This window comes from Streptomyces sp. ICC1, assembly GCF_003287935.1.
Lineage (GTDB): Bacteria > Actinomycetota > Actinomycetes > Streptomycetales > Streptomycetaceae > Streptomyces > Streptomyces tritrimontium.
In genome coordinates, this window is record NZ_CP030287.1 from 3,604,997 (window position 1) to 3,625,650 (window position 20,654).

19 protein-coding genes are annotated in these 20,654 nt (G+C 75.3%); 8 read left to right on the forward strand and 11 right to left on the reverse strand.

Going from position 1 to position 20,654, the window contains the following annotated elements:
• Positions 1 to 133 precede the first annotated feature (133 nt).
• The gene (locus tag DRB96_RS17080; protein ID WP_112453487.1) at positions 134 to 670 is read left to right on the forward strand and encodes a kinase; all 537 of its coding nucleotides are present in this window, start codon (positions 134 to 136) and stop codon (positions 668 to 670) included.
• 102 nt (positions 671 to 772) lie between these two features.
• On the opposite strand, the gene DRB96_RS17085 is transcribed toward DRB96_RS17080, so the two are convergent.
• Positions 773 to 1,303 carry a TetR family transcriptional regulator gene (locus tag DRB96_RS17085; protein WP_239516778.1) on the reverse strand — a complete coding sequence of 177 codons (531 nt, stop codon included), beginning with the start codon at positions 1,301 to 1,303 and terminating at the stop codon, positions 773 to 775.
• A gap of 143 nt (positions 1,304 to 1,446) precedes the next feature.
• On the reverse strand, positions 1,447 to 1,800 hold the full coding sequence (locus tag DRB96_RS17090) for a DUF1304 domain-containing protein (RefSeq protein ID WP_112449245.1): 354 nt from the start codon (positions 1,798 to 1,800) through the stop codon (positions 1,447 to 1,449).
• Between the two features lie 110 nt (positions 1,801 to 1,910).
• On the opposite strand from DRB96_RS17090, the gene DRB96_RS17095 reads away from it, so the two are divergent.
• Together DRB96_RS17095 and DRB96_RS17100 are read left to right on the forward strand one after the other, a co-directional pair.
• Positions 1,911 to 2,954, forward strand: a complete 1,044-nt coding sequence (locus DRB96_RS17095; protein WP_162688569.1) for a BtrH N-terminal domain-containing protein — start codon at positions 1,911 to 1,913, stop codon at positions 2,952 to 2,954.
• Between the two features lie 131 nt (positions 2,955 to 3,085).
• Positions 3,086 to 4,831, forward strand: coding sequence for a cation:proton antiporter (locus DRB96_RS17100; RefSeq protein WP_112449247.1), 1,746 nt, complete (start codon positions 3,086 to 3,088; stop codon positions 4,829 to 4,831).
• 106 nt (positions 4,832 to 4,937) lie between these two features.
• Here DRB96_RS17100 and DRB96_RS17105 read toward each other — a convergent pair whose 3' ends face one another.
• The 3 genes from DRB96_RS17105 to DRB96_RS17115 all read right to left on the reverse strand — a co-directional run bounded on the left by DRB96_RS17105 (position 4,938) and on the right by DRB96_RS17115 (position 6,811).
• The gene (locus DRB96_RS17105) at positions 4,938 to 5,159 is read right to left on the reverse strand and encodes a ferredoxin (RefSeq protein WP_239516121.1); all 222 of its coding nucleotides are present in this window, start codon (positions 5,157 to 5,159) and stop codon (positions 4,938 to 4,940) included.
• Positions 5,153 to 6,343, reverse strand: a complete 1,191-nt coding sequence (locus DRB96_RS17110) for a cytochrome P450 (protein WP_112449248.1) — start codon at positions 6,341 to 6,343, stop codon at positions 5,153 to 5,155. The genes DRB96_RS17105 and DRB96_RS17110 overlap by 7 nt, the downstream gene beginning before the upstream one ends.
• A 129-nt stretch (positions 6,344 to 6,472) precedes the next feature.
• Positions 6,473 to 6,811, reverse strand: coding sequence for a thioredoxin family protein (locus DRB96_RS17115; RefSeq protein WP_112449249.1), 339 nt, complete (start codon positions 6,809 to 6,811; stop codon positions 6,473 to 6,475).
• A gap of 99 nt (positions 6,812 to 6,910) precedes the next feature.
• Here DRB96_RS17115 and DRB96_RS17120 point away from each other — a divergent pair, with 99 nt between their 5' ends.
• Entirely contained in the window at positions 6,911 to 7,180 is a 270-nt protein-coding gene (locus DRB96_RS17120) for a hypothetical protein (protein WP_112449250.1), read from the forward strand.
• A gap of 141 nt (positions 7,181 to 7,321) precedes the next feature.
• Here DRB96_RS17120 and DRB96_RS17125 read toward each other — a convergent pair whose 3' ends face one another.
• Positions 7,322 to 7,696, reverse strand: coding sequence for a hypothetical protein (locus DRB96_RS17125; protein ID WP_112449251.1), 375 nt, complete (start codon positions 7,694 to 7,696; stop codon positions 7,322 to 7,324).
• A 244-nt stretch (positions 7,697 to 7,940) separates the two neighbouring features.
• Between DRB96_RS17125 and DRB96_RS17130 the strand changes: the two genes are divergently transcribed.
• The 3 genes from DRB96_RS17130 (at position 7,941) to DRB96_RS17140 (ending at position 10,208) form a co-directional block, all read left to right on the forward strand.
• A complete protein-coding gene (locus DRB96_RS17130; protein ID WP_112449252.1) occupies positions 7,941 to 8,300 on the forward strand; it encodes a YciI family protein in 360 nt (119 codons plus the stop codon).
• 69 nt (positions 8,301 to 8,369) lie between these two features.
• The gene (locus tag DRB96_RS17135) at positions 8,370 to 9,599 is read left to right on the forward strand and encodes an RNA polymerase sigma factor (protein WP_112449253.1); all 1,230 of its coding nucleotides are present in this window, start codon (positions 8,370 to 8,372) and stop codon (positions 9,597 to 9,599) included.
• A gap of 99 nt (positions 9,600 to 9,698) precedes the next feature.
• The gene (locus DRB96_RS17140; RefSeq protein WP_275432075.1) at positions 9,699 to 10,208 is read left to right on the forward strand and encodes a TetR family transcriptional regulator; all 510 of its coding nucleotides are present in this window, start codon (positions 9,699 to 9,701) and stop codon (positions 10,206 to 10,208) included.
• A gap of 93 nt (positions 10,209 to 10,301) precedes the next feature.
• On the opposite strand, the gene DRB96_RS17145 is transcribed toward DRB96_RS17140, so the two are convergent.
• Entirely contained in the window at positions 10,302 to 11,789 is a 1,488-nt protein-coding gene (locus tag DRB96_RS17145; RefSeq protein WP_112449255.1) for a condensation domain-containing protein, read from the reverse strand.
• Positions 11,790 to 11,956: 167 nt separating this feature from the next.
• Positions 11,957 to 12,370: a hypothetical protein gene (locus DRB96_RS17150; protein WP_112449256.1), complete on the reverse strand. Its 414-nt coding sequence runs from the start codon at positions 12,368 to 12,370 to the stop codon at positions 11,957 to 11,959.
• Positions 12,371 to 12,420: 50 nt separating this feature from the next.
• Between DRB96_RS17150 and DRB96_RS17155 the strand changes: the two genes are divergently transcribed.
• A complete protein-coding gene (locus DRB96_RS17155) occupies positions 12,421 to 13,173 on the forward strand; it encodes a hypothetical protein (protein ID WP_112449257.1) in 753 nt (250 codons plus the stop codon).
• Between the two features lie 32 nt (positions 13,174 to 13,205).
• Here DRB96_RS17155 and DRB96_RS17160 read toward each other — a convergent pair whose 3' ends face one another.
• From DRB96_RS17160 to DRB96_RS17170, 3 genes are all read right to left on the reverse strand, one after another.
• Positions 13,206 to 14,198 carry an ABC transporter ATP-binding protein gene (locus DRB96_RS17160; protein ID WP_239516779.1) on the reverse strand — a complete coding sequence of 331 codons (993 nt, stop codon included), beginning with the start codon at positions 14,196 to 14,198 and terminating at the stop codon, positions 13,206 to 13,208.
• Between the two features lie 68 nt (positions 14,199 to 14,266).
• A complete protein-coding gene (locus DRB96_RS17165; protein WP_112449258.1) occupies positions 14,267 to 17,080 on the reverse strand; it encodes a hypothetical protein in 2,814 nt (937 codons plus the stop codon).
• A complete protein-coding gene (locus DRB96_RS17170) occupies positions 17,077 to 20,490 on the reverse strand; it encodes an FtsX-like permease family protein (protein ID WP_112449259.1) in 3,414 nt (1,137 codons plus the stop codon). The genes DRB96_RS17165 and DRB96_RS17170 overlap by 4 nt, the downstream gene beginning before the upstream one ends.
• Positions 20,491 to 20,654: the final 164 nt, after the last annotated feature.

Genomic DNA, 20,654 nt, shown 5'->3' on the forward strand with positions numbered 1-20,654 from the left:
GCTGTGACCGGAAAGGCTCACCGGGTCACAGCACTGCCGCCACTTCACGAGCCCGGTCCGTGACCGTGGGCCCCGCCGGCCGCGCCGGCGGGGCCCACGCACGTCCGGACCGGCAGGTAGCGTGGGCCCGATGATGACGGGCACGCCGGACACCCGGCTGATCGTGCTGCGCGGCAACTCCGCCTCGGGCAAGTCCTCCGTCGCGGAGGCGATCCGCGACCGCCACGGCCGGGGCGTCGCCCTCGTGGGCCAGGACAATCTGCGGCGGGTGGTCCTGCGCGAGCGGGACGCGCCCGGCGCGGCGAACATCGGGCTCATCGGCAGCGTGGCCCGCTACGGGCTGGACCACGGCTTCCACGTGGTCGTCGAGGGGATCCTCCACGCGGACCGCTACGGCCCCATGCTCGACGCCCTGCGCCGGGCCCACCGGGGGCGGACGCACTTCTACTACCTCGACGTGCCCTTCGAGGAGACCCTTCGCCGCCACGCGGGCAAGCCCGGGGCGGGGGAGTACGGCGAGGCGGAGATGCGGGAGTGGTACCGGCCGCTCGACCTGCTGCCCGGGGACTGGGAAACGGTCGTCGGCGCCGCGGACTCGCTGGAGGGCACCGTCGCCCGGGTCATGGAGGAGACCGGCCTGAGCGACCTCAGTGGCCACGGGAAGGCCTGAGCGGCCAGCGGAAGGCCTGAGCGGGCGCCGAGCCCGAGGCGGGCGACCGGGCGCGGGCGCCCCCGCTGGTGCCGTGGCCGGCAAGGTGCGCCGGCCACGGCACTACCCGGCCCGGTGCAGGGCGCCGAGGAGCGGCCAGATCCGCTCCGCCAGTTCGGCCGGGTCCGCCAGGTCCGCCGGGAGGCCGCCGTGCAGCCAGTCCGCGAGGACGGCGGTGAAGGTGGCGGCCACCGCCGAGGCGACCAGGTCGGGGCGGGGCGCTCCCACCGCCGCGCGTTCGGCGCGGCTGCGGGCGCGCAGTTCCCGGTACAGGCGCTCGCCGAGCGGGCCCCCGCCGCCCGGCAGGAGCAGCGTGCGGTAGAGCGGGGAGCGCTCGGCCGCGCCCGCGAGGAAGTCGGCGAGCGCGCGCGGCGGCCGGGCCGGCGGGAGCGCGGCGGGGTCGTCCTGCCAGGCGTGCAGGGCGTCCACGGCCGCGTGCACGACCTCGGCGCACGCGTCCACCGCGAGCGCGGTGAGGTCCTCGTAGTGGAGGTAGAAGGTGGCGCGGCCGACGCCCGCCCGGCGGACCACCGCCGAGACGCCCACCTCGCCGAGCGGCCGCTCCGCGCACTCCGCGAGGAGGCTCTCGCGCAGCCGCGCCTTGGTGCGGGCGGTCCGGGGATCGGTGCGCGGGACGGCGGCCGCGGCGGAGGGTGCGGCCGCCGCGGCGGATGCCGGATGCGCGTCGGGTGCAGGCTCCGCGATGGCCGCCGGCTCCGCGTCCGGCCGGCCGGGCGTCACGCGGCGAGCAGCGCCGCGCCCAGGGCGAGGGCGCCGGGCAGGGCCTGGGCGATCAGGATCCGGCGGTTGGCCGTCGCGGCCCCGTACACCCCGGCGACGATCACGCAGACGAGGAAGAAGATCTGCGTGGCGAGCGAGTCGATGACGAGCGACCAGACCAGGCCGGCGGCGAGGAAGCCGTTGTACAGGCCCTGGTTGGCGGCGAGCGGGGCGGTCAGGCGGGCGGTGTCGGCGTCGAAGCCGGACAGCGCCCGGCCGGGCGGACGCTGCCACAGGAACATCTCCAGGACCAGGAAGTACGCGTGGAGCGCGGCGACGAGGCCGATGAGGATCGATGCGACCGTGTGCACGGCCACCTCCCTGGGTGGGGGCGAGCGAGGCCGGTCCGTCCGACTTCCTGGACAACTGTACAGGAAGTTCCGTCGCGGCCGGCGGTCCGCGGCGCGGCTACGCTGACCGCATGACTGCGCTCGTATATGAAGACTTCGCCCCCGGACGCCACCGCGAGGCCACGCTGATCCGGCACGCGCTCGGCAGCGTGCACGATGAGGCCCTGGTCGCGGGCCTGGCGGGCGGCATCGGCTTCATGTACTTCGTGTTCGAGTACGCCGGCCGCCCGCCGATGCCGACGATCGTCGCCCAGGCCCACCCCGACCCCTGGGTCCAGGTCGCCCTCGGCCGCCTGAACATCCCGTATGAGGCCACCCGCAGCGCCAAGCCGCGCTGGAACCGGGTCGAGGCCGCGCTCGACGCGGGCGCCCCGGTGTTCTGCACGGTCGACCGGTCGGGTCTGCCCTGGCACCGTCCCGCCCCGATGGCGGAGCTGGCCGCCGCCGATCCGTACGTGGTCGTCGTCGTCGGCTACGACGGGGACACCTACTACGTCGAGGACGGCGCGGACGGGGCCGAGACGCCGTACGCGATCGGCCGGGAGGAGTTCGGCGCCGCCTGGTCCGGGCACAAGAAGGGCCGCCACCAGATGGTGGTGACCACCGGCAAGCCCGCCGCCGAGCCGGACCTCGACGCGGCGATCGCCGCGACGGTCTCCCGGCTCACCGGGCCCGTGCTCGGCAACCACTTCGACGTCAACTTCGGCTTCTCCGGCATGGAGAAGTTCGCCGCGCAGCTGCGCGACACCACGACCAAGACGGGCTGGGAGCGGCGGTTCGCCACCCCCGAGGCCTTCGCGGTGGGCGCCGGGCGGCTGCACTCCTGCCTGGAGGAGGAGTGGACCGCCCCGGGCGCCACCCGGCCGCTGTACGCGGACTTCCTCGACCTGGCCGGCCACGCGGAGGCGGCGGGCCTCTTCCGGGAGTCCGGCCGGCAGTGGTCGGGGCTCGCCGAACTGGCCCGTACGGCCGACCCGGAAGCGGACGCCGCCGGGCGGCGGGCGCTCTTCGACGCCTGCGCGGAGCTGGTGGACGGCGCGCTGGCGCTGGAGCGCGAGGCGGTCACCTCGCTGCCGGCGCCCGCCGAGGCCCCCGCCGAGGCCCCCGCCGGGTAGTCGGTCGGGCGGGCAGCCGGCCGGGGGTCGGTTCCGTCAAAAGTGGAATCGCTCAATTTTTGCCTCGGTACAACCTGCGGGCGTACGGTGGACAAATCGTCCCCGAACACCGCTAAGGGCCTGCACCGCGTATGGAAACGACCCTCGTCCTGATCGTCGGCGTCATCAGCATCGTCGCCGTCGCCGCCTTCTCGAAGCGGCTCGGGCTCGCCGCCCCGCTGAGCCTGGTGGTCGTCGGCATCGCCCTCAGCTTCGTCCCGGGCGTGCCGGTGCTCGCCATCCAGCCGGAGTGGGTCCTCGCCGGCGTGCTGCCTCCGCTGCTCTACTCGGCGGCGGTCAACATGCCCGCCTCCGACTTCCGCCGCAACCTCGGCGCCATCACCGGCCTCGCGGTCCTGCTCGTCGCCGTCACCACCCTCGGCGCGGGCTGGCTCTTCCACTGGCTCATGCCGGGGCTCGGCTGGCCCGCCGCCTTCGCCCTCGGCGCCGTCGTCAGCCCCACCGACGCGGTCGCCGCCACCTCCATGGGCAAGCAGCTCGGGCTGCCGTCACGGCTGCTGACCATGCTGGAGGGCGAGGGCCTCGTCAACGACGCCTCCGCGCTGGTGCTGTTGCGCTCCGCGATCGCGGCGATGGCCGGAACCGTGTCCCTGGCCGGGGTCGCCGGGAACTTCCTCTTCTCCGTGGCCGTGGCGGGCGCGGTCGGACTCGGCGTCGGCCTCGTCAACGTCAGGGTGCGGGCCATGCTGAGGGACAGCCTGCTGAACACGGCGATCTCCTTCGTCGTGCCCTTCGTCGCCTTTCTGCCCGCCGAGGAGTTCCACGCCTCCGGCGTGCTCGCGGTCGTCGTCGCGGGCCTGGTCACCGGCCATCAGAGCCCGCGCTTCCTCAGCGCGCAGGACCGGCTGACCGAAGCCATGAACTGGCGCACGCTCGCCTTCCTGCTCGAGAGCGCGATCTTTCTCCTGATGGGCCTCGGCCTCAAGAGCCTCCTCGACGCCGTCGCCGCCGATGGCCTCAGCGCCATGCGGGCCCTGCTCATCGGCCTCGCGGCCGCCGCCCTGGTCATCGTGGCGCGCATGGTGTTCGTCGCCCCGCTCATCGCCTTCGTGCGCAAGGACGCACGGCGGGCCGCCGAGAAGAAGCCGCGGCTCGACTGGCTGATGGACCGGCTCGGCGCCCCCGAGGCCGAGGAGAGGTCTCGGGGGCGCGGGCCCCTGACGCCCCGCCGCGTCCAGCAGATGAAGGACCGGGTCACCCGGGCCTCCGCCGACGCGGACTTCAAGGTGAACGAGAGCCTCGGCTGGCGCAGCGGAGTGGCCCTCGCCTGGGCCGGCATGCGCGGAGCGATCACCGTCGCCGCCGCCCAGACCCTGCCCGAGGACACCCCGTACCGCCCCCAACTGCTGCTCATCGCCTTCGTCGTCGCCACCGGCACCCTGCTGCTCCAGGGGCTGACCCTGCCCGCCGTCATCCGGACGGTGAAGGTCCCCGGCGACGATCCGGAGCGGCTGCGGGACGAGCAGCGGCGGCTGCTCGACGAGGTCTCCGCCGCCGGGCGGGCCGTCCTGGAGGATCCCGGCCTCGCGCGGGCCGACGGCAGCCCGTACGCGCCTGCCGTCGTCGCCAAGGTCCGCGAGGACGCCCGCCTGGACCGGGCCGGGACCGCTCCCGCGCGCGCCGGCGAGCGGGAGCGGGAGCGGGAGCAGTACGTCGACCTGCGGCTCGGTGTCATCGCGGCCGCGCGGGACGCCGTACTGGCCGCCCGCTCGACCGGCGTCTACGGATCGCAGACCATCAACCGCACCCAGCACGCACTGGACCTGGACGAGGCCCGCCTCCAGCGCCTCGGCGACTCGGGCGGCGCCGGACACTGAGCCGCTGCCCGCTGCCCGCTGCCCGCTGCCCGCTGCCCGCTGCCCGCTGCCCGCTGCCCGCTGCCCGCTGCCCGCTGCCCACTGCCCACTGCCCACTGCCCGTGGGTCAGGCGCCCCCGCCCTCCTCGACGGTGACCGCCGACACCGGGCACGCCCGGGCCGCCTCCCGCAGCAGCGGGCTGCCGCCGCCGTCCTCGCGGCCCGGGAGCACGGCGCCCAGCCCGTCCTCGTCCTGGGTGAACACGCCCGGCGCGGTCAGGGCGCACTGGCCGGCCCCGATGCAGACGTCCGTGGCGATGGAGACGCGCGGGGCCACCGGGCTCACCACGCCACGGGCAGTTCGACCATGCCCTGGATGGTGTCCCCGGGTTTGAAGGGGATCGTGTCCGGATCCGCCGCGAGGCGCAGTCCGGGCAGCCGGTCGAAGAGGGTGCCGAGCGCGATCTCCATCTCGGCGCGGGCCAGGTTCTGGCCCAGACACTGGTGGATGCCGAAGCCGAAGCCCAGGTGGTGCCGGGAGGTCCGGCGCCAGTCCAGGGCGTCGGGCCGCTCGAAGACGGCCTCGTCGCGGTTGATGACGGAGGTGGAGAAGATCACCCCGTCGTCGGCGCGGACGGTCACCCCGCCGATCTCGATGTCCTGCGTCGCCACCCGGAGCATGCCGTCCGCGATCGACAGGAACCGCATCAGCTCCTCCACGGCCGACGGCATCAGGGCCGGCTCGGCGCGCAGCTCGGCCAGCTGCTCGGGGTGGCGGAGCAGGGTGAAGGTGCCGAGCGAGATCATGTTGGCCGTGGTCTCGTGCCCCGCGATCAGCAGGATCGCGGCCAGCGAGACCAGCTCCTCGACATCGGTCTCGCCGGTCTCCAGGCGCCGGGCGACCAGCTCGTCCAGCAGTCCCTCGCCCTGGGTCCGGCGCTTGTGCCCGATGAGTTCGCGCAGGTAGCCGTTCAGCTGTTCGCGGGCGTCCTCCACGTCGGCGAGCTCGGGCCCGCGCAGCAGCCGCCGCGACTGGTTCTCGAAGAACTCGTGGTCCTCGTACGGGACTCCGAGCAGCGCGCAGATCACCATCGACGGCACCGGCAGCGCGAAGGCGCCGACCAGTTCGGCGCGCGGGCCCGCCGCGACCATCGCGTCGATCAGCCGGTCCACGGTCTCCTGGATCCGGGGGCGCAGCGCGGCGGTCCGTCCCAGCGAGAAGCTCGGGATCAGCATCCGGCGCTGCGTGTTGTGGACGGGGTCGTCGACGCCGATGAGCGCGGTACGGCGGTTCTGGAGCCCCTTGAACCGCTTGTTGGGGGTGGGGAAGGAGCCGTTCTGCCGGTCGGCGGAGAGCCGTCCGTCGGAGAGCAGGGCGCGCGCCTCGGCGTGCCCGGAGACCACCCACACGGAGCGGCCGTCGAAGAGGGTGACGCGGGAGAGCGGCCGGCCCGCCCGCAGGGGCTCGTAGGCCGCCGGGGGGTGGTAGGGGCAGGTCCGGTCCTGGGGGAAGGCAACGGTCTTCTCGGACATACAGCACCTCGCACGCGATGGTTCCGTTTCGCCGGAACCATTACATGCCTCAGGCACCTATCCGATCCATGTGACTTTCGGCCAGATTGCTCGCGTTCGCCTGGACGGCGCAACGGCGGGGCCGAAGGGTCAGAGGCGGGCGTCCAGGAACGACCGGAGCTCGGCCGCGGTCATCGGCCCGGCCTGGGTCGCCAGCGCGGCTCCGTCCGCGATGAGGACGGCGGTCGGGGCGCCCGTCACCTCGAACCGCTTGGTCTGCGCGGGACAGCGGGTGATGTCCACGCGCACCGCCGTCAGCCGCGTCCCGTACTCCTGCGCCAGCTCGGCCACCACGGCGTCCATCGAGCGGCAGGCGTCGAGGGCCTTGGGCCAGGTCCCGCAGAAGTAGGCGAGCACGGGCCCGTCCGTCATGCCGAGGATGAAGTCGAACTCCTGGTCCTCCAGTGGCTGGTGTACCCGACGTGCCATGGGTGGTGCTCCGCTTCGTGTGCTGTGGTCCGGAAGGTGGTCCCCCATCATCGCCGCTCGCCGGAAGGCGTTGTCAGTGGCGTCTGTGAAGCTGGCGGCATGGACGACAGGATGCTCCGGCGCCGGGTCTACGGCGCCGACCACGACGACCCCGATCCGGGGCCGCTTCCGGGGCACGCCTACGGCGAGCTCGTCGGCGGCCCCCTCGACGGGCTTCTGCTCGACGTCACGGGCTGGAGCGCCGCGCAGCTCGGCGAGGAGGCCCGGCTCCCGACGGAGATAGGGCGCTACGGGGCGGGCGGCCGGGCCCACTACCGCCGGCGGGCGGCCGACCCCGGCCACTGGGACTGGACCGGCGACAGCCGCTGAGCACGGGCGGACGGGCCCGCGTGAGCACCGCTCGGCGCGGCGCGACACGGCCGAGCCCCCGGTCCGCCGACGTGTGACCGGGGGCTCTGAACGGCTCTTCCGGTGCGTGCGTCGGATCGGATGCACCGGACGGGCGGGAGATCAGCCCGCGGCGTTCCGGCTGACCTCGCGCGCCCAGAGCACCAGCGGGACCTGGAGCGGCAGCCGGGCGAGCGCCACGGCCCGTACGACGGGGGAGCGGCGGCGGGCGTCCTTGGCCATCTTGACGTTCGCCGGGAACACGCCGACGAAGAACGCCGCCGTCGCCAGCGCCGCGACCCGCCGGGTGCGCGGGTGGGCGATCCCGGCGGCGAGCGCGAGCTCCGCCACGCCGCTCGCGTACGTCCACTGGCGCGGGCTGCCGGGCAGCGAGCGCGGCACGGTCGCGTCGAAGGGCTTCGGGGCGACCGCGTGCGCCACCGCGGCACCGGCCAGCAGGCCGGCGAGCAGCAGGGGTGAGGAAGGGGTGCGCGGCATGGGGAGGATCCTCTCGGAGGGGCCTGGGCCTGGCGATCCTACTCGCCAGTAGCACCCCGCGGGGAAGCCGTGGGGAAGCCGTGGGGAAGCCCGTGGGGAAGTCCGCGACTGCTCCGGTGGCGGCCCCGGAAGATTCTTTGAAGAATTTTCCGGGGAGCTGTCGATCCGGGCGCCTCCTGTTCGACGCAAGGGTGAGAGGCGGGGGGAAACAGTCCCCACCGCCCTCCCCGACCGAGGAGTCACCATGCCGCGCTTCCTTTCGCTCATCCGCATCGACGAGCAGAGCCTCACGCCCGACACCCCCTTCCCCGCCGACTTCGAGCAGCGCATGGGCGCACTGATGGAGGAGATCACCAAGGCCGGGGTCATGCTCGACACCGCCGGACTGCTCCCCACCTCCGAGGGGACCCGGGTCACCTGGTCCGGCGGCAAGCTCAGCTACACGGACGGCCCCTTCACCGAGACCAAGGAGGTCATCGGCGGGTACGCCCTCATGCAGTGCAAGGACAAGGACGAGGCGCTGGAGTGGACCAAGCGCTTCCTGGAGACCCACCCCGAGAACTGGACGGTCGGAGCCGAGGTCCGCCAGCTCGACGGAAGCTGACGCCCCGCGCCCGGTCGCGCCGTTTGCCCTGCCTCGTCACGGCTGCTCTGATGGGTGGCCGTGACGGCAGTGAATGCGACCCGAGCGGTCGAAGCGGTGTTCAGGATCGAGTCGGCGCGGATCATCGCGAGCGTCGCGCGCATCGTGCGCGACGTCGGCATCGCCGAGGAGATCGCCCAGGACGCGCTGGTCGCGGCGCTGGAGCAGTGGCCGGTGTCGGGCGTCCCGGACAAGCCGGGCGCCTGGCTGACGGCGACCGCCAAGCACCGGGCCATCGATCTCGTGCGCCGCAAGGAGACCTACGCGCGCAAGCTGGCGGAGGTGGGCCGCACCCTGGAGGACGTCCCGCCGCCGGAGGACGGGGCCGGCCTCGCGGACCCCGAGTCCATCGATGACGACCTGCTGCGGCTGATCTTCACCGCGTGCCACCCGGTCCTGGCCACGGACGCCCGGATCGCGCTCACCCTGCGCCTGATGGGCGGCCTGACGACCCAGGAGATCGCCCGCGCCTTCCTCTCCACCGAGCCGACGGTCGCCCAGCGGATCGACCGGGCGAAGCGGGCCCTCGCCAAGGCGGGCGTGCCCTTCGAGGTCCCGTACGGCGCCGACCGCGAAGCGCGGCTCGCCTCCGTGCTGGAGGTCATCTACCTCGTCTTCAACGAGGGGTACTCGGCCACCGCGGGCGACGACCTCGTCCGCCCCGCCCTGTGCGAGGACGCCCTGCGCCTGGCCCGCGTGCTGGCCGGCCTGATGCCCAAGGAGCCCGAGGTGCACGGGCTGGCGGCGCTGCTGGAGTTCCAGGCCTCCCGGATCGCCGCCCGCACCGGACCGGGCGGCGAGCCGGTGCTGCTCGCCGACCAGAACCGGTCCAAGTGGAACCGTCTGCTGATCCGGCGCGGCGTCGAAGCCCTGCACCGCGCGGGCGCCGGACCCTACTCCCTCCAGGCCGCCATCGCCGGCTGTCACGCCGACGCGGTCCGGTACGAGGACACCGACTGGGCGACGATCGCCGCCCTCTACGGACGGCTCGTCCTGCTGGTGCCGTCGCCGGTGATCGAGCTCAACCGGGCCGTCGCGGTCTCCATGGCCGAGGGCCCGGCGGCGGCGCTCCCGCTGGTGGACGCCCTGGCGGCGGAACCGGCCCTGCGCGCCTACCACTTGCTGCCGAGCGTACGGGGCGACCTGCTGGAACGCCTCGGCCGCCCGCAGGAGGCCCGCGCGGAGTTCGAACGCGCCGCCTCGCTCACCCGCAACGCCCGCGAACAGGCCCTCCTGCGCGAGCGAGCCGCCCGCCTCTGAGGAGCGCCCCCGAGCAGCCCCCCGGCGCGGTGCACCGCTCTTGCCCTTGCCGCCGGCCCGGAATCCGGCCGCCCCGCCCGCCTCACCCCGCGCCGGATCATCGACACGGCCGTCGCGGTCGTGGACGCGGAGGGGCTGGACGCCCTGTCCATGCAGCGGGTCGCCGGCGAACTCGGCTGCACCGCGATGGCCCTGTACCGGCACGTCCCCGGGCGCGGACAGCTCGTGGCGGCCATGGTGGACACCGCCACGGGCCGGCCGCCCGCAGCATCCGGGGCGGGGTGGCGGGCCGAGGTCGAAGCCTGGGTCGACGCGCTCTGGTCGACGTACGCCCGCCATCCCCGGATGGTGCGGGTCGCGACGGTCAGCGCCCCGGTCGGACCGAACGAACTCGCCTGGTTCGAGGCCCTGCTGAGCCCGCTCGCCCGCCCGGGGGCGGACCGCGGGGAGCTGATCGCGCTCGCCACCTTCATCTCGGGCGCCGTGCGCGACCTGGCCCGGCCGGCCACCGAGCTCGACCCGGATGCGGCCGCCGCCTACGGGCGGGTCCTCGCGGAGCGGCATCGCGGCGGGCGCGCTCGCCGCCGTGACCATACCCCACCGCGCTGACGGCCGCCCTGCTCGTCTACTGGGCCCCGGCCGTCGGGGTCGCCCTGCTCCGGGCCGCCCCGAAGGCGCGCTGCCGGGCCGCGTAGCCCCCGTTCAGCCGCGGCGGCCGAACACCGCCACGTCCAGCGGGGTCCGCGCCACCGGACGGCGCGGCGGGGTCAGCGCGATGGGCCGGCGGAAGGAGCCGTGGCGGGCGATCTCCCGGACCGTCTCGCGCAGCGCCTCCAGGAACCCGTCCATGGTCCGGCGGGCATCGGGGGTGTCCGAGTAGATCGAGTTCATGTGCAGCCCGTCCGCGTCCCGCTGGAACCAGGAACAGGCGCCGTTGGCCTGGGCCGACCACACGTGGGAGGTGGGGCGCCAGTCCTCGTGGCGCTCGGCACCCGGGCACTTGCGCATGTCGATGTACGAGAAGAAGTTCACCGGGTACGGCCACGAGCGGGCGGCGAACTCGCGGGGCGCCAGCAGCTCCCAGGCCCGCACGAAGGGCACGTCGACGTGGCCGATCATCTCGCCGAAACCGGCCCGCACGGATGCCATGACCTGTTCGAAGTCCCGGCCGGGCGAGGCGTCGAACTCGATGGGCATGGTGTTGACGAACCAGCCCACCGAGTTCGTCCACGCGGCGCGGCCGCGCTCGCTCACCGGCATGAACCCCCGGTAGACGCCCGGCCCGCCGGCCTCGCGCAGACAGACGGCGACGGCGGCCAGCACGCCCATGAACGGCTTGCCGTCGACCGCCAGGCACGCCTTCTCGAACACCTCGGCCTCGCCGGCGTCCAGCAGCGGAGAGGCCTCGTTGACGATCGAGTACATGCGGCCCGGCTCCACACCCAGTTCGAGCGGGAACCGCGGGAAGAACTCGCCCCCACCGCGCGCCATGAACTCCTTCCAATAGCCGAGGCGTTCGTCCTCGGCGTCGATGGACAGGTAGCGGCCGCGCTGCTCCTCGGCGAAGTCGAGATAGCTCGGCGCGGGCGCCGCGTCGAGGCGCTCGCCGCGGCGCAGGGCCTCGTAGCCGCTCTGCACCTCCTGGACCACGATCGGCATCGACATGCCGTCGCAGACGATGTGGTCGAAGGCGAGGTAGACCGTGGCCGAGTCCTCGCGGAGCACCGCGCCCATCGTGAACAGGGGCCAGGACAGGGTGTCGATGCTGCGCTTGAACCGCTCGACGAGGAAGCCGGTGAGCTCCTCGGTCCGGTCGAAGTCCGCCACCCGCACGGTGTCCAGGGCCAGTTCGTCGGCGGGGATCGGCGCGCACGCCAACTCGCCCGCCAGCCGCCGGAACTCGCAGCGCAGCACCTCGTGCCGGCCCGTGAACGCCAGCAGCGACCCGGTCAGGGCCTCCTCGTCCAGCGGGCCCGACACCTCGAAGGTGACCGCGATCCACGACGCGGTGGGATCGTCGGCCGCACGGCTCTCCTCGGCGACGGTGAAGTGCTTGTCCTGGTTGAAGGAAGCCCTCCTGTCCGCCGCCGGGCCGCCCGGAGCAGCGGCCTGTGCCGCCGTGGACCGCAACCGCCACTCGACGACCCGTCCGGGCGCCATGTCGTGCATCTCCAGAGGAAACTGCCGCATTCCGTCATCCCTTCGACCCCCGAGTCAACCCCGAGCGCCTAACGACACCCGGGCCACGGAAGTGACGCGCGCCAGGGGTGTCGCCGGTCGACGCACCGTGCGGGCCGGAGCACGCGCCCGGCGCCCGACGCGGGGGACGGGGCCGCGGCCACAGGCCGGGGCCGGGTTCACCCCCGGCGGCGAAGGAGCGCGCGCAGGCCCCTCGGGCGCTCGGCTCCGGGCCCGTCCGGGATGCGGTTCGGGCCGGGTTCGTCCGGGAGGCGGTCCGCCTCCGGTTCGCCTTGGACGTGGCCCCGGTCGACTTCGTCCGCGATGCGGGTCAGGAAGTCGCGGAGCTCGGCCTCGCCGAACGGGCGCCGTCCCGGATACGGCTCGAACCTCGACGCCAGCGCCTCGTCGGAGGCGACCACCGCGCGCAGGCCCGCCGCCTGGCGGGGCAGTGGCTCCCGGCTGAGGGGCTGCACCCGCATGGCGTGCGCATAGTGCCGGGCCAGCTCGTCGTCGAGCTCCGAACAGTCGCTGTGATACATCGCGTTGTACAGAATGCCGTCGACCAGTCCGGTCACCCACGCCTCGGTCATCGCCGCGACTCCCTTCCTCTCCCGGCTCCGCACTCTGGCAGACTGGGCCGGTGCCCACCAACCCCGTTGCCGTCGTGTGCGAGGTCCCCGACGGCCTCGGCATCATCGAGGCCACCGGGAACGACGGCGCCAGCCTGCTCCTCCTCAAGGGCCGGCCCGTGCTGCTGGAGGGCTGCGACGGCTACGGCAGCGTCGGCTGGCTGGCCTCGCGCGCCATCGGCCGGGACGCGCCCGGCACCGCCGACGTCAAGGCGCTCACCGCATGGCTGGCCGCCCCGGAGCTCGCCGTGGACCCGCTCACCGGGCACGTCCTGCCGCCGGACCCGGAACGGCTGCGGCCCCTGCTCTCCCTGCTCGCCCCCGGCCGCTACGCGATGACCGCGGCCCCGGCCCCGCACCTGCTGCGGCTGGTCCACCCGCGCCCCGGGCACATCGAGCACTGGTATCCCGACGAGGAACTCGCCCTGCTCACCACCGACCGCTGGCCCCCGCCCGACGCGGCGGCCGTACGCGGCTACGCGCGGCGGATCAGGGACGGTGCGCGGCCCGCGCTGGTGGCCCTGCGCCCCGACGAGGAGTCCATGGCCGCCTACCTCCTCGACGGCCACCACAAACTGGCGGCCTACCACCAGGCCGGCATCCAGCCCCTGCTCCTCATGCTCACCCCGATCACCCCCGCGCCCTTCCGGCTCCGGGACTACGACGCCGCCCGCGAGGCCTTCCCCGGGGAGCCGCTGCGCCAGGTGTTCGGCTACATCCGGGAAGAGGCGGACGAGGCGGCCCGGGCACCGCGCACCGGCTGAGCACGGCTCCCGGGAGGTCTCCCGGGAGGTGCTCAGCCCGCGACCGCCTCCGGCGCGCCGTTCGCCGCCGTGGGGTCCTGCGCGGTGGAGTCCTGCGCCGTGGAGTCCTGCCCGGTGGCGGACGCGTCGTCGGGGCGCAGCTCGATGTGGTCCGGGGCGAGGTCCACCGCCACCCGGTGCTCCATCCCCAGCGCCTCCAGGAACTTCTGCGGCAGCTGGACCCGGCCCGTGCGGTCGAGCATCACGTACTCGCGCTCGCTCACCGACTCGGCGCCGTGCTCGTCGGTGACCGTGCGGCGCAGCACCTCGCTGCTCGTGCGCCCGTCGCGCATGGCCACCGTGCGGCGCACCTCGCCCGCGACGAGCGGGTCGTGGGTCACGATGACCACGGTGGCGCCCAGTTCCCGGTTGACGGTGCGGAAGGCCTCGAAGATCGCGGCGCCCGTCTCGGAGTCCAGCTCGCCGGTCGGCTCGTCGGCGAGCAGGACCGACGGGTCGTTCGCCATCGCCACCGCGATGGCCACCCGCTGCTGCTGGCCGCCGGACAGTTCGGCGGGCCGGCGGCCGGCCAGTTCGCCGATCTCCAGGGCTTCGAGGAGCTCCCCGGTCCGGGCCGCGTGGCGTTTGGCGGCGCCGCGCCGGCCGCCCTTGAGCTGCATCGGCAGGGAGACGTTCTGCGCCGCCGTCAGGAAGGGGAGCAGATTGCGGGCCGTCTGCTGCCAGACGAAGCCGACCGCCTCGCGGCGGTAGCGCAGCCGGTCCCGTGCGGACATCTCCAGCAGGTCGTAGCCGCCGACGCTGGCGGTGCCGGCCGTGGGCACGTCCAGGCCCGCCAGGATGTTGAGCAGCGTGGACTTGCCGCTGCCGGACGCGCCGACCAGGGCCATCAGATCGCCCTGCGCCACGGTCAGTTCCAGACCCTGAAGGGCCTGCACCTCGACACCGTCCGTGCTGAAGATCCGCACCAGACGGTCGCAGGCGATGGCCGTTCCCGCTCCGTGTGCGCGGGGCGCGGCCGCGGCCAGGGCCTGGAGCCGGAGCTCCTCGTAGGTCGGCTGGCGCTCTGTCGGCCGGTCGCCGTTCGATGCTCGGTTCACCGCTGGTCTCCCGCTCTCAACTCGGTCGTGATCTGTCGCCTGCCGGATACCGCCGCCTCCGCGAGCACCGCGCCCACCACGAGGGCCGCCAGGCCCAGCGCCTGGACCAGCACGGGCCGTACGAGGAACGGCAGCCCGACCCCCACCTTGGAGCCCACCAGCGTCGACAGGTCCACGGTCGGCCCCAGGAGGACGACGGTGCCGGCCGCCACCAGGGCGCCGCCGAACGCGGCGGCCAGGGCCAGCGGCACCGACTCCGTCAGGATCAGCAGCACGCCCTGCCGGGGGCGCAGGCCCATCGTGCGCAGCCGCGCGAGCAGCGCCGCGCGGTCCGGGGCGGCCCGGACCAGGGTCAGCAGGACCGCCAGCAGCGCGAAGCCCGCGGCGCCGGCCAGGGAGGCCCAGAACAGCCGCTCGGCCGAGCGCTGGAGGGGGTCGGAGCCCAGCTCGCCGGCCACGGCGGAGCTGGTGCGGACGCGATAGCGCTCCTCGGCCGCCTTCGGGTCCTGGGTGCGCACCAGCTCCTCGAGCCGGTGCTGGTCGACGGGGCCCAGCGCGAACCACCGGTTGGGCAGCCCCATCTTGGGCACGGCGGCCAGCACCGGCCCGGCGGGCAGCACCACCATCGCGGACTTGGCGCCCGCCCGGGCGGGCGTGCCGTCGATCACCCCGGCGACCTTCAGCACCAGCTCCCCGCCGTTGCCGAGGCGCAGTTGGTAGGAGCCGGTGCTCTCGCCCGCGAGGTCACCGCTGACCAGCGCCGGCACCGGCGCGCCCGGGCCCCCGGAGCCACCGGCCAGGACGGCCGCGTCGAAGCGTCCGAGCCCGACGGTCCTGGACAGTTCCGCGTACGCGACGGGGTCCGCGACGATCACGGTCACCTGGGTGGTGCCCCGCGCGGTGCCCGCCAGGAAGGCGTTGTCGTCGCTCCACACCTTCACGGCCGACCGTACGCCGGGCAGCGCGGCCGCCGCGTCGGTGAGGGACTCCGGGAGCGTGCTGTTCGGCGAGGTCAACGCGGCGTCGCCGCCCACGGTTTGCCGGGCCACCTGGGCCCGGGCATCGGCCACGCCCGTCAGCACCGTGGCGCCGAAGCCGCCCGTGGTGACGGCCAGCAGCATCGCGATCAGCGGCAGTACGGACGGTCGCGCCCGGCCCCCGGTGCCCCGGGCGGCGCGCGCCAGCCCGAGGAAACCGATCAGCCCGGGGCCCCGGCCGGTCGCCCGGGCCAGTGCCCCGACCAGGGCGGGCTGGACGCGGGCGAGCAGCAGGGCGCCGCAGAGCGCGAGGAGCAGCGGGGCGGCCACGAGCAGCGGATCCACTCCGGCGCCGGCCGGCGCGACCCCGCGCGAGCGGACCTCGAACACGGCGGCCGCGGTGGCGGCCAGGACGAGCAGTTCGGCGACGAGGCGCCGCCGGGGGCTCGGCCCGCGCGCCGGCGACAGCAGCACGGCCGCCCGTACGGGCACGGCCAGCAGCGCCAGGAGCGTGGCGGCGCCGGCGGCCAGCGCGGTGCCCGCCGTGCGCGGGGTCGGCAGCAGGACGACGGCGAGCCAGGTGGCGAGCGCGGCGGCGGGCAGCACCGTCACGGCGTTCTCCGCGAGCAGCCTGCGCACGATCCCGGAGCGCGAACCGCCGCGGGCCAGCAGCAGCCGCAGTTCGGCCTCCCGCCGGTCCCCGGTGAGCCCGGCCGCCAGGCAGAACACGACGAAGGCCACGCCGGCCACCCCGGCCGGTCCGATCGCGGCGAGCGGCGCGGCCGCCTGCCGCCGGGCCTCCGCCTGCTTGAACAGGTCGGGAAGGCGGGAGGAGACGCGCAGACCGTCGCGGTGGGTCTCCTTCGGCAGGCGTGCCGCGGTCGGGCCGGCCACGTAGGACCCGATCTGCTTCGCCGTGACGGGCAGCTGGTCGACACGCAGGCGCGTGGTGTCGACCGGGAGCCGCCAGAAGTCCTGGCCGTCGCCGTCACCCCATTCGCCGAGCCGCTCCAGCGCTTCCGGGCCGACCAGGCCCGCGGTCTGCCAGTACGCCAGGGGCGGCTGGGTCGTGGTCTGCGAGAGGCAGCCGCGGAGGGGGCAGGGCAGGCCGGGCATGTCGGCCCAGAAGGGGTCGTCCTGGTCGTTGGCCGTGTAGATGCCGACGACCTCCGCCCTGAGCGGGCCCAGGTACTTTCCGGGGCGGGTCTCCAGCACCGTCCCGAGCCGGAACCCCATGGACTGCGCCGCGCCCTCCGACAGCGCGACGGGCACCGGTCCGTCGGGCGCGGGCGCGCCCGGCCAGTGCCCCGCGACCAGCTTCACGTGGTCGGCCGCTGCGCGCAGGTGCAGGAGGCCCAGCTTGGGGTCCACGCCGTCGGGGCGGGGCAGCTCGCGGTTGGCGAGGTCGCGCCCGGTCATGGAGGTGCTGCCGTGGACGGGGCCGCTCGGATCGAGGGTGAACCCCGGGCCCGTGGCCGCCACCAGGCCGGCCAGTACGGCGTCCAGGTCCTCGGGGGTCTGCTCCCCGTACCGGGGCTGCGCGGTGGCCACCAGGCTGGTCGGGCCCGGTCCGCGGGACTCCAGGAAGGAGCGCAGGGCCTGGTCCGCGCCCCGGTCCGCGGCGCGCGGCAGGGCGGCGGCCAGCAGGACGGCGACGAAGGCCAGGACCGCGCCGAGCAGGGTGGTGAGCGGGGCCGCGCGCAGCCGGGTCCGCACCCAGGGCGCGGGCCGGGGCGTCGTCCCGTGCGGCGTTCCGCCCACCGGGGCCGTCCCCCGCGGGGCCGTCCCGTCGGGCGTCCGCCGGTCGGCGTCGGTCGCGGCCGGCCCGGTCATATCTCCTCCACGTTCCGCAGCCGGTCGGCTGTGTTCGATGCGGTCCGCCCGCGCCGGCCGCCGAAGACGGCCGACAGCAGGGGTACCGCGGCGATGGCGGCGGCCAGCAGCAGCGTGCGCGCCGCGGGCAGGTCCACCAGGACCTCGGGGACCGGGCGGCCCGCGGCCGGCGTCAACACCACCAGCGGCACCACCAGATGGACGATGACGACGCCCAGCCCCAGCCCGACGGCGGTGCCGATGCCGACCAGGACGCAGCTCTCGGCCGTGGCCGTGCGCGCCAGGTCCCGGCGCCGGGCCCCCAGTGCCAGCAGGACCGAGGACTCCCGGGCCCGCTCGCGGGCGGCCGCCGTGGCGGAGGCCGCGAAGCCGATCGCCGCCAGTACCGCGCAGGCCACCGCGAGCGCGGCGAGCGCCCCCTGCGGGCCCGCGCTGAGCGGATCGTCGAGCAGCGCCGCGGCCACGTCCTCGCGCAGCCGCACCTGCTGGGTGCTGGCGCCGGAGCGCAGTTCGGCGGCGGCGCGGGCCGGGTCGGGGTCCGCGTCGGAGCGGGCCGGCAGCCACCACTCGGCGGGCAGCGGCAGTTCCCGGCCGCCGGCCGCGGCGAGCACCCGGCCGGCGGTGGCCAGGTCGACGGCGAGCGCGGTGTCGCCCACGACGGGCAGCGAGCCGACCGAAGCGGTGATCCGCACGGGAACGGTGGCGCCGCCCAGCGGTACGGGCACCAGGTCGCCGACCTTCGCGCCGACCGCGGACAGGTAGTTCCCCGTGGCGATCCCGGGGACCTCGGCGGCCGGGGCGGGGCCCGCCGCCAGGGAGACCTGCGCGCCGCCGATCTCGGCGGAGCCGTCGCGGTAGCGCAGCCGGAGCAGGGCCGGGCCGCCCGGCGCCGCGCCGTCGCCGGGGGCCAGCTCGGCCGACGGGGCGCCGGTCCTGAGCGGCGGCGCCGTCAACGTCCAGGCGGGAGCGGCGGTGGCGACCGGGGCGGCCGCGCCGTCCCGGGTATCGGAGACCGCGAGGCCCCGCAGGGTCAGCTCGTTGTGGACCTTCGCCAGGTCGTCCGGGCTGCCGGGGTCGCCGTCGGGTCCCGCTTCGGGGCCGGAGCCGGGCAGCGGGCCCTCCCGGTCGTACGAGAACACCAGCCCGGCCACGCTCAGCGGCGCCGCGGCCGACCCGAGCGGCGCCCCGAACTGGGCGCCGACGTCCACCGACACGGTGGCGTCGCCGTCCTCGGGGAGCTGGACCATCGGGATGCGGTAGGTGAGGCCGAACCGGTCGCGCAGGAGCAGGCCCAGGCTGGGGCGGCCGCCTGCGCCGGCGGAGCGGACGGTGACGGTCAGGTCGATGCGCTGGAGCCGGCCGGGCAGGGGGATGCCGGCCTCGGCCTGGGTTCCCGGGGTTCCTGTGGTTCCCGTGGTTCCCGTGGTTCCCGGAGCGAGCGCCAGTGGGGCGAACAGCTCCCGCATCGTGCGTCCGTCGCGCAGGTCGGCCCGCAGCGGCACCCGTTCGGCGACCGCCGCCGCGTCCAGGGCCAGCACCTGACCGGTCCGGCCGCCCGGCAGGTCCTGGTCCGTACGGACCACCGGCAGCACCCGCTCACCGCCGGGCAGCGCCGCGAACCGGCCGCCCCGGCCCATCGGGGGCAGGTCGCTGCCGGTGATCCGAAGGCCCCCGGCGGTGGCGAAGCCGGCCTGGTCGCGCTGGGACTCGGACCACGCGGTGTGCTGGCCGAGGGCGAGGACCCCGCTGGAGACGGCGAGGACGAGCAGCAGCACCGGCCCGGTGGCGCGCCCGGGCCGGCGGGCGAGCTGCCAGCCGACCAGCGCCGGACCCAGACCCCGGCCCCGGGCGGCGATCCGGGCGCCGAGCCGCGCCGCGAACGGCAGCAGCCGAAGGACCAGCAGGGTGCCCGCGCACAGCGCGAGCGTCGGCGCGGCGACCAGCACCGGGTCCACGCCGAACAGGCCCTCGGACTGGCTGATCGGGGACCGCGCGGCCGGATCGGGGCCGTTGCCGCCGCCGTACCTGGCGAGCTGCTCGTAGGCGAGCACGGCCAGCGCCACCAGGGCCAGGTCCGCGCCGGAGCGGGCCGCCCCGGCGACGAGGGCCTGCCGGCGGCCGGTGCGGTGCAGGGCGGCGGCGGCCGCGCCGCGCAGTACGACGGGCAGGGTGGTCAGCGCCACGCACCCGAGGGCGCAGCCCGCCGCGACGGGCCAGAGCGCCAGGCCCGGCGAGACGTCGAAGGGCACGTGCGCCAGCGAGCCGTGACGGCCGAGCAGGCGCAGCAGCGGCGGGGTCAGCAGGGGCGCGAGCACGGCGGCGGGCAGCGCGAGCAGCAGCGACTGGACCGCGGTGAGCAGGCCGAGCCGGCCGCGGGAGGCGCCGCGCGCGGTGAGCAGGGCCCGCTCGGCCTCCTGGCGCTCCGTCAGCAGGTGGGAGACGAGCAGCAGCGCGGCCCCGGCCAGGACCGCGAGCTGCAGGGCGCCGACCAGCAGGGTGGATCGGGCGACGGTCAGACCGGAGCGCGCCTCGCCGAGCAGCACCGGGAGCTCGCTCTCGACCCGGAGGCCGACGGTGCGCTGAAGGGCTTCGGCGGCCTTGGCCGCCCGCGCCCGCACCGCCTCGGCCGAGGCGGCGTCGACGGTGGAGAAGTCGGGAGTGAGCAGGACCGCCCGGCTGTCCTGGGTCAGCCCGCCCGCGGTGAAGGCGGAGTCGTCCACCAGCAGCGGGCCGTAGGTGGCGAAGCCGGCGACCTGCAGTCCGCGGGCACCGAGCGGATCGAGCCGCCAGTACGGGGCCTCCGGGTCGGCGGCCTGGTAGACGCCGGTCACCGTCACGGTCAGCGGGGAGCCGCCGTACCGGTCGTCGAGGCGCACGTCGGCGGGCAGCGCGCCCTCGGCCAGCCCCAGCCGGGCCAGCGCCGCCTTCGGCACGGCCACGGGGACCCGGGAACCCGGCGCGGCCACCGGTCCGGCGACGGGCCGCGGCCAGGCGCCCGCGAGCAGTTTCACGCGCCGCTGGTCGAAGGCGGCCAGCAGCGTCAGGTCGGCGTTCTTGCCCGGGGCGGCGGCGTCCTGGCCCGGGACGGCCGGCGCACCGGGCAGCCCGTACGAGCGGCTGCGCGCCACAACCTCGGCGGCGGCCGGCAGCGGGCCGAACAGCTCGCGCGCGAAGCCCCGTACCGCTTCGTCGTCCTTGCCGCGGTCGGCCGTCGCGTGGCCCGCGGTGATCAGTACGGTGCTGCGCGCATGGCCGGGGCCCTGGAGGGCCTGGCGCAGGCCGGCCTCGCCCACGCCGCGGGTGAAGGCGAAGAGCGCGGTGAGCACCGTCGTGGTGATCAGGACGGTCAGCAACACGGCGGCGGCGAGCGGCAATCGCCCGCGCAGCCGGCGCATGACGAAGCCGAGCATGTGTCTGTTCCTCCCCCGCACCGGACTGGTGATCCCGGATAGCGGACGATGTTGCCAGATTCGAACAGATAGCGGAAGGGACTTGCGTGAATGGTGCATCGAATGAACAAATCGACCGTGCGGGTACGTCAAGAACGCCGATCGAGACAACTTCCGGTGGCCGC

Coding starts and splice junctions, on each gene's coding strand:
- DRB96_RS17095 (WP_162688569.1), top strand. CDS start 1,911: ATGACTGCGCTCGTATATGAAGACTTCGCCCCCGGACGCCACCGCGAG.
- DRB96_RS17100 (WP_112449247.1), top strand. CDS start 3,086: ATGGAAACGACCCTCGTCCTGATCGTCGGCGTCATCAGCATCGTCGCC.
- DRB96_RS17165 (WP_112449258.1), bottom strand. CDS start 17,080: ATGACCGGGCCGGCCGCGACCGACGCCGACCGGCGGACGCCCGACGGG.
- DRB96_RS17115 (WP_112449249.1), bottom strand. CDS start 6,811: ATGGCACGTCGGGTACACCAGCCACTGGAGGACCAGGAGTTCGACTTC.
- DRB96_RS17125 (WP_112449251.1), bottom strand. CDS start 7,696: ATGCCGCGCACCCCTTCCTCACCCCTGCTGCTCGCCGGCCTGCTGGCC.
- DRB96_RS17080 (WP_112453487.1), top strand. CDS start 134: ATGACGGGCACGCCGGACACCCGGCTGATCGTGCTGCGCGGCAACTCC.
- DRB96_RS17130 (WP_112449252.1), top strand. CDS start 7,941: ATGCCGCGCTTCCTTTCGCTCATCCGCATCGACGAGCAGAGCCTCACG.
- DRB96_RS17110 (WP_112449248.1), bottom strand. CDS start 6,343: ATGTCCGAGAAGACCGTTGCCTTCCCCCAGGACCGGACCTGCCCCTAC.
- DRB96_RS17120 (WP_112449250.1), top strand. CDS start 6,911: ATGGACGACAGGATGCTCCGGCGCCGGGTCTACGGCGCCGACCACGAC.
- DRB96_RS17170 (WP_112449259.1), bottom strand. CDS start 20,490: ATGCTCGGCTTCGTCATGCGCCGGCTGCGCGGGCGATTGCCGCTCGCC.
- DRB96_RS17145 (WP_112449255.1), bottom strand. CDS start 11,789: ATGCGGCAGTTTCCTCTGGAGATGCACGACATGGCGCCCGGACGGGTC.
- DRB96_RS17150 (WP_112449256.1), bottom strand. CDS start 12,370: ATGACCGAGGCGTGGGTGACCGGACTGGTCGACGGCATTCTGTACAAC.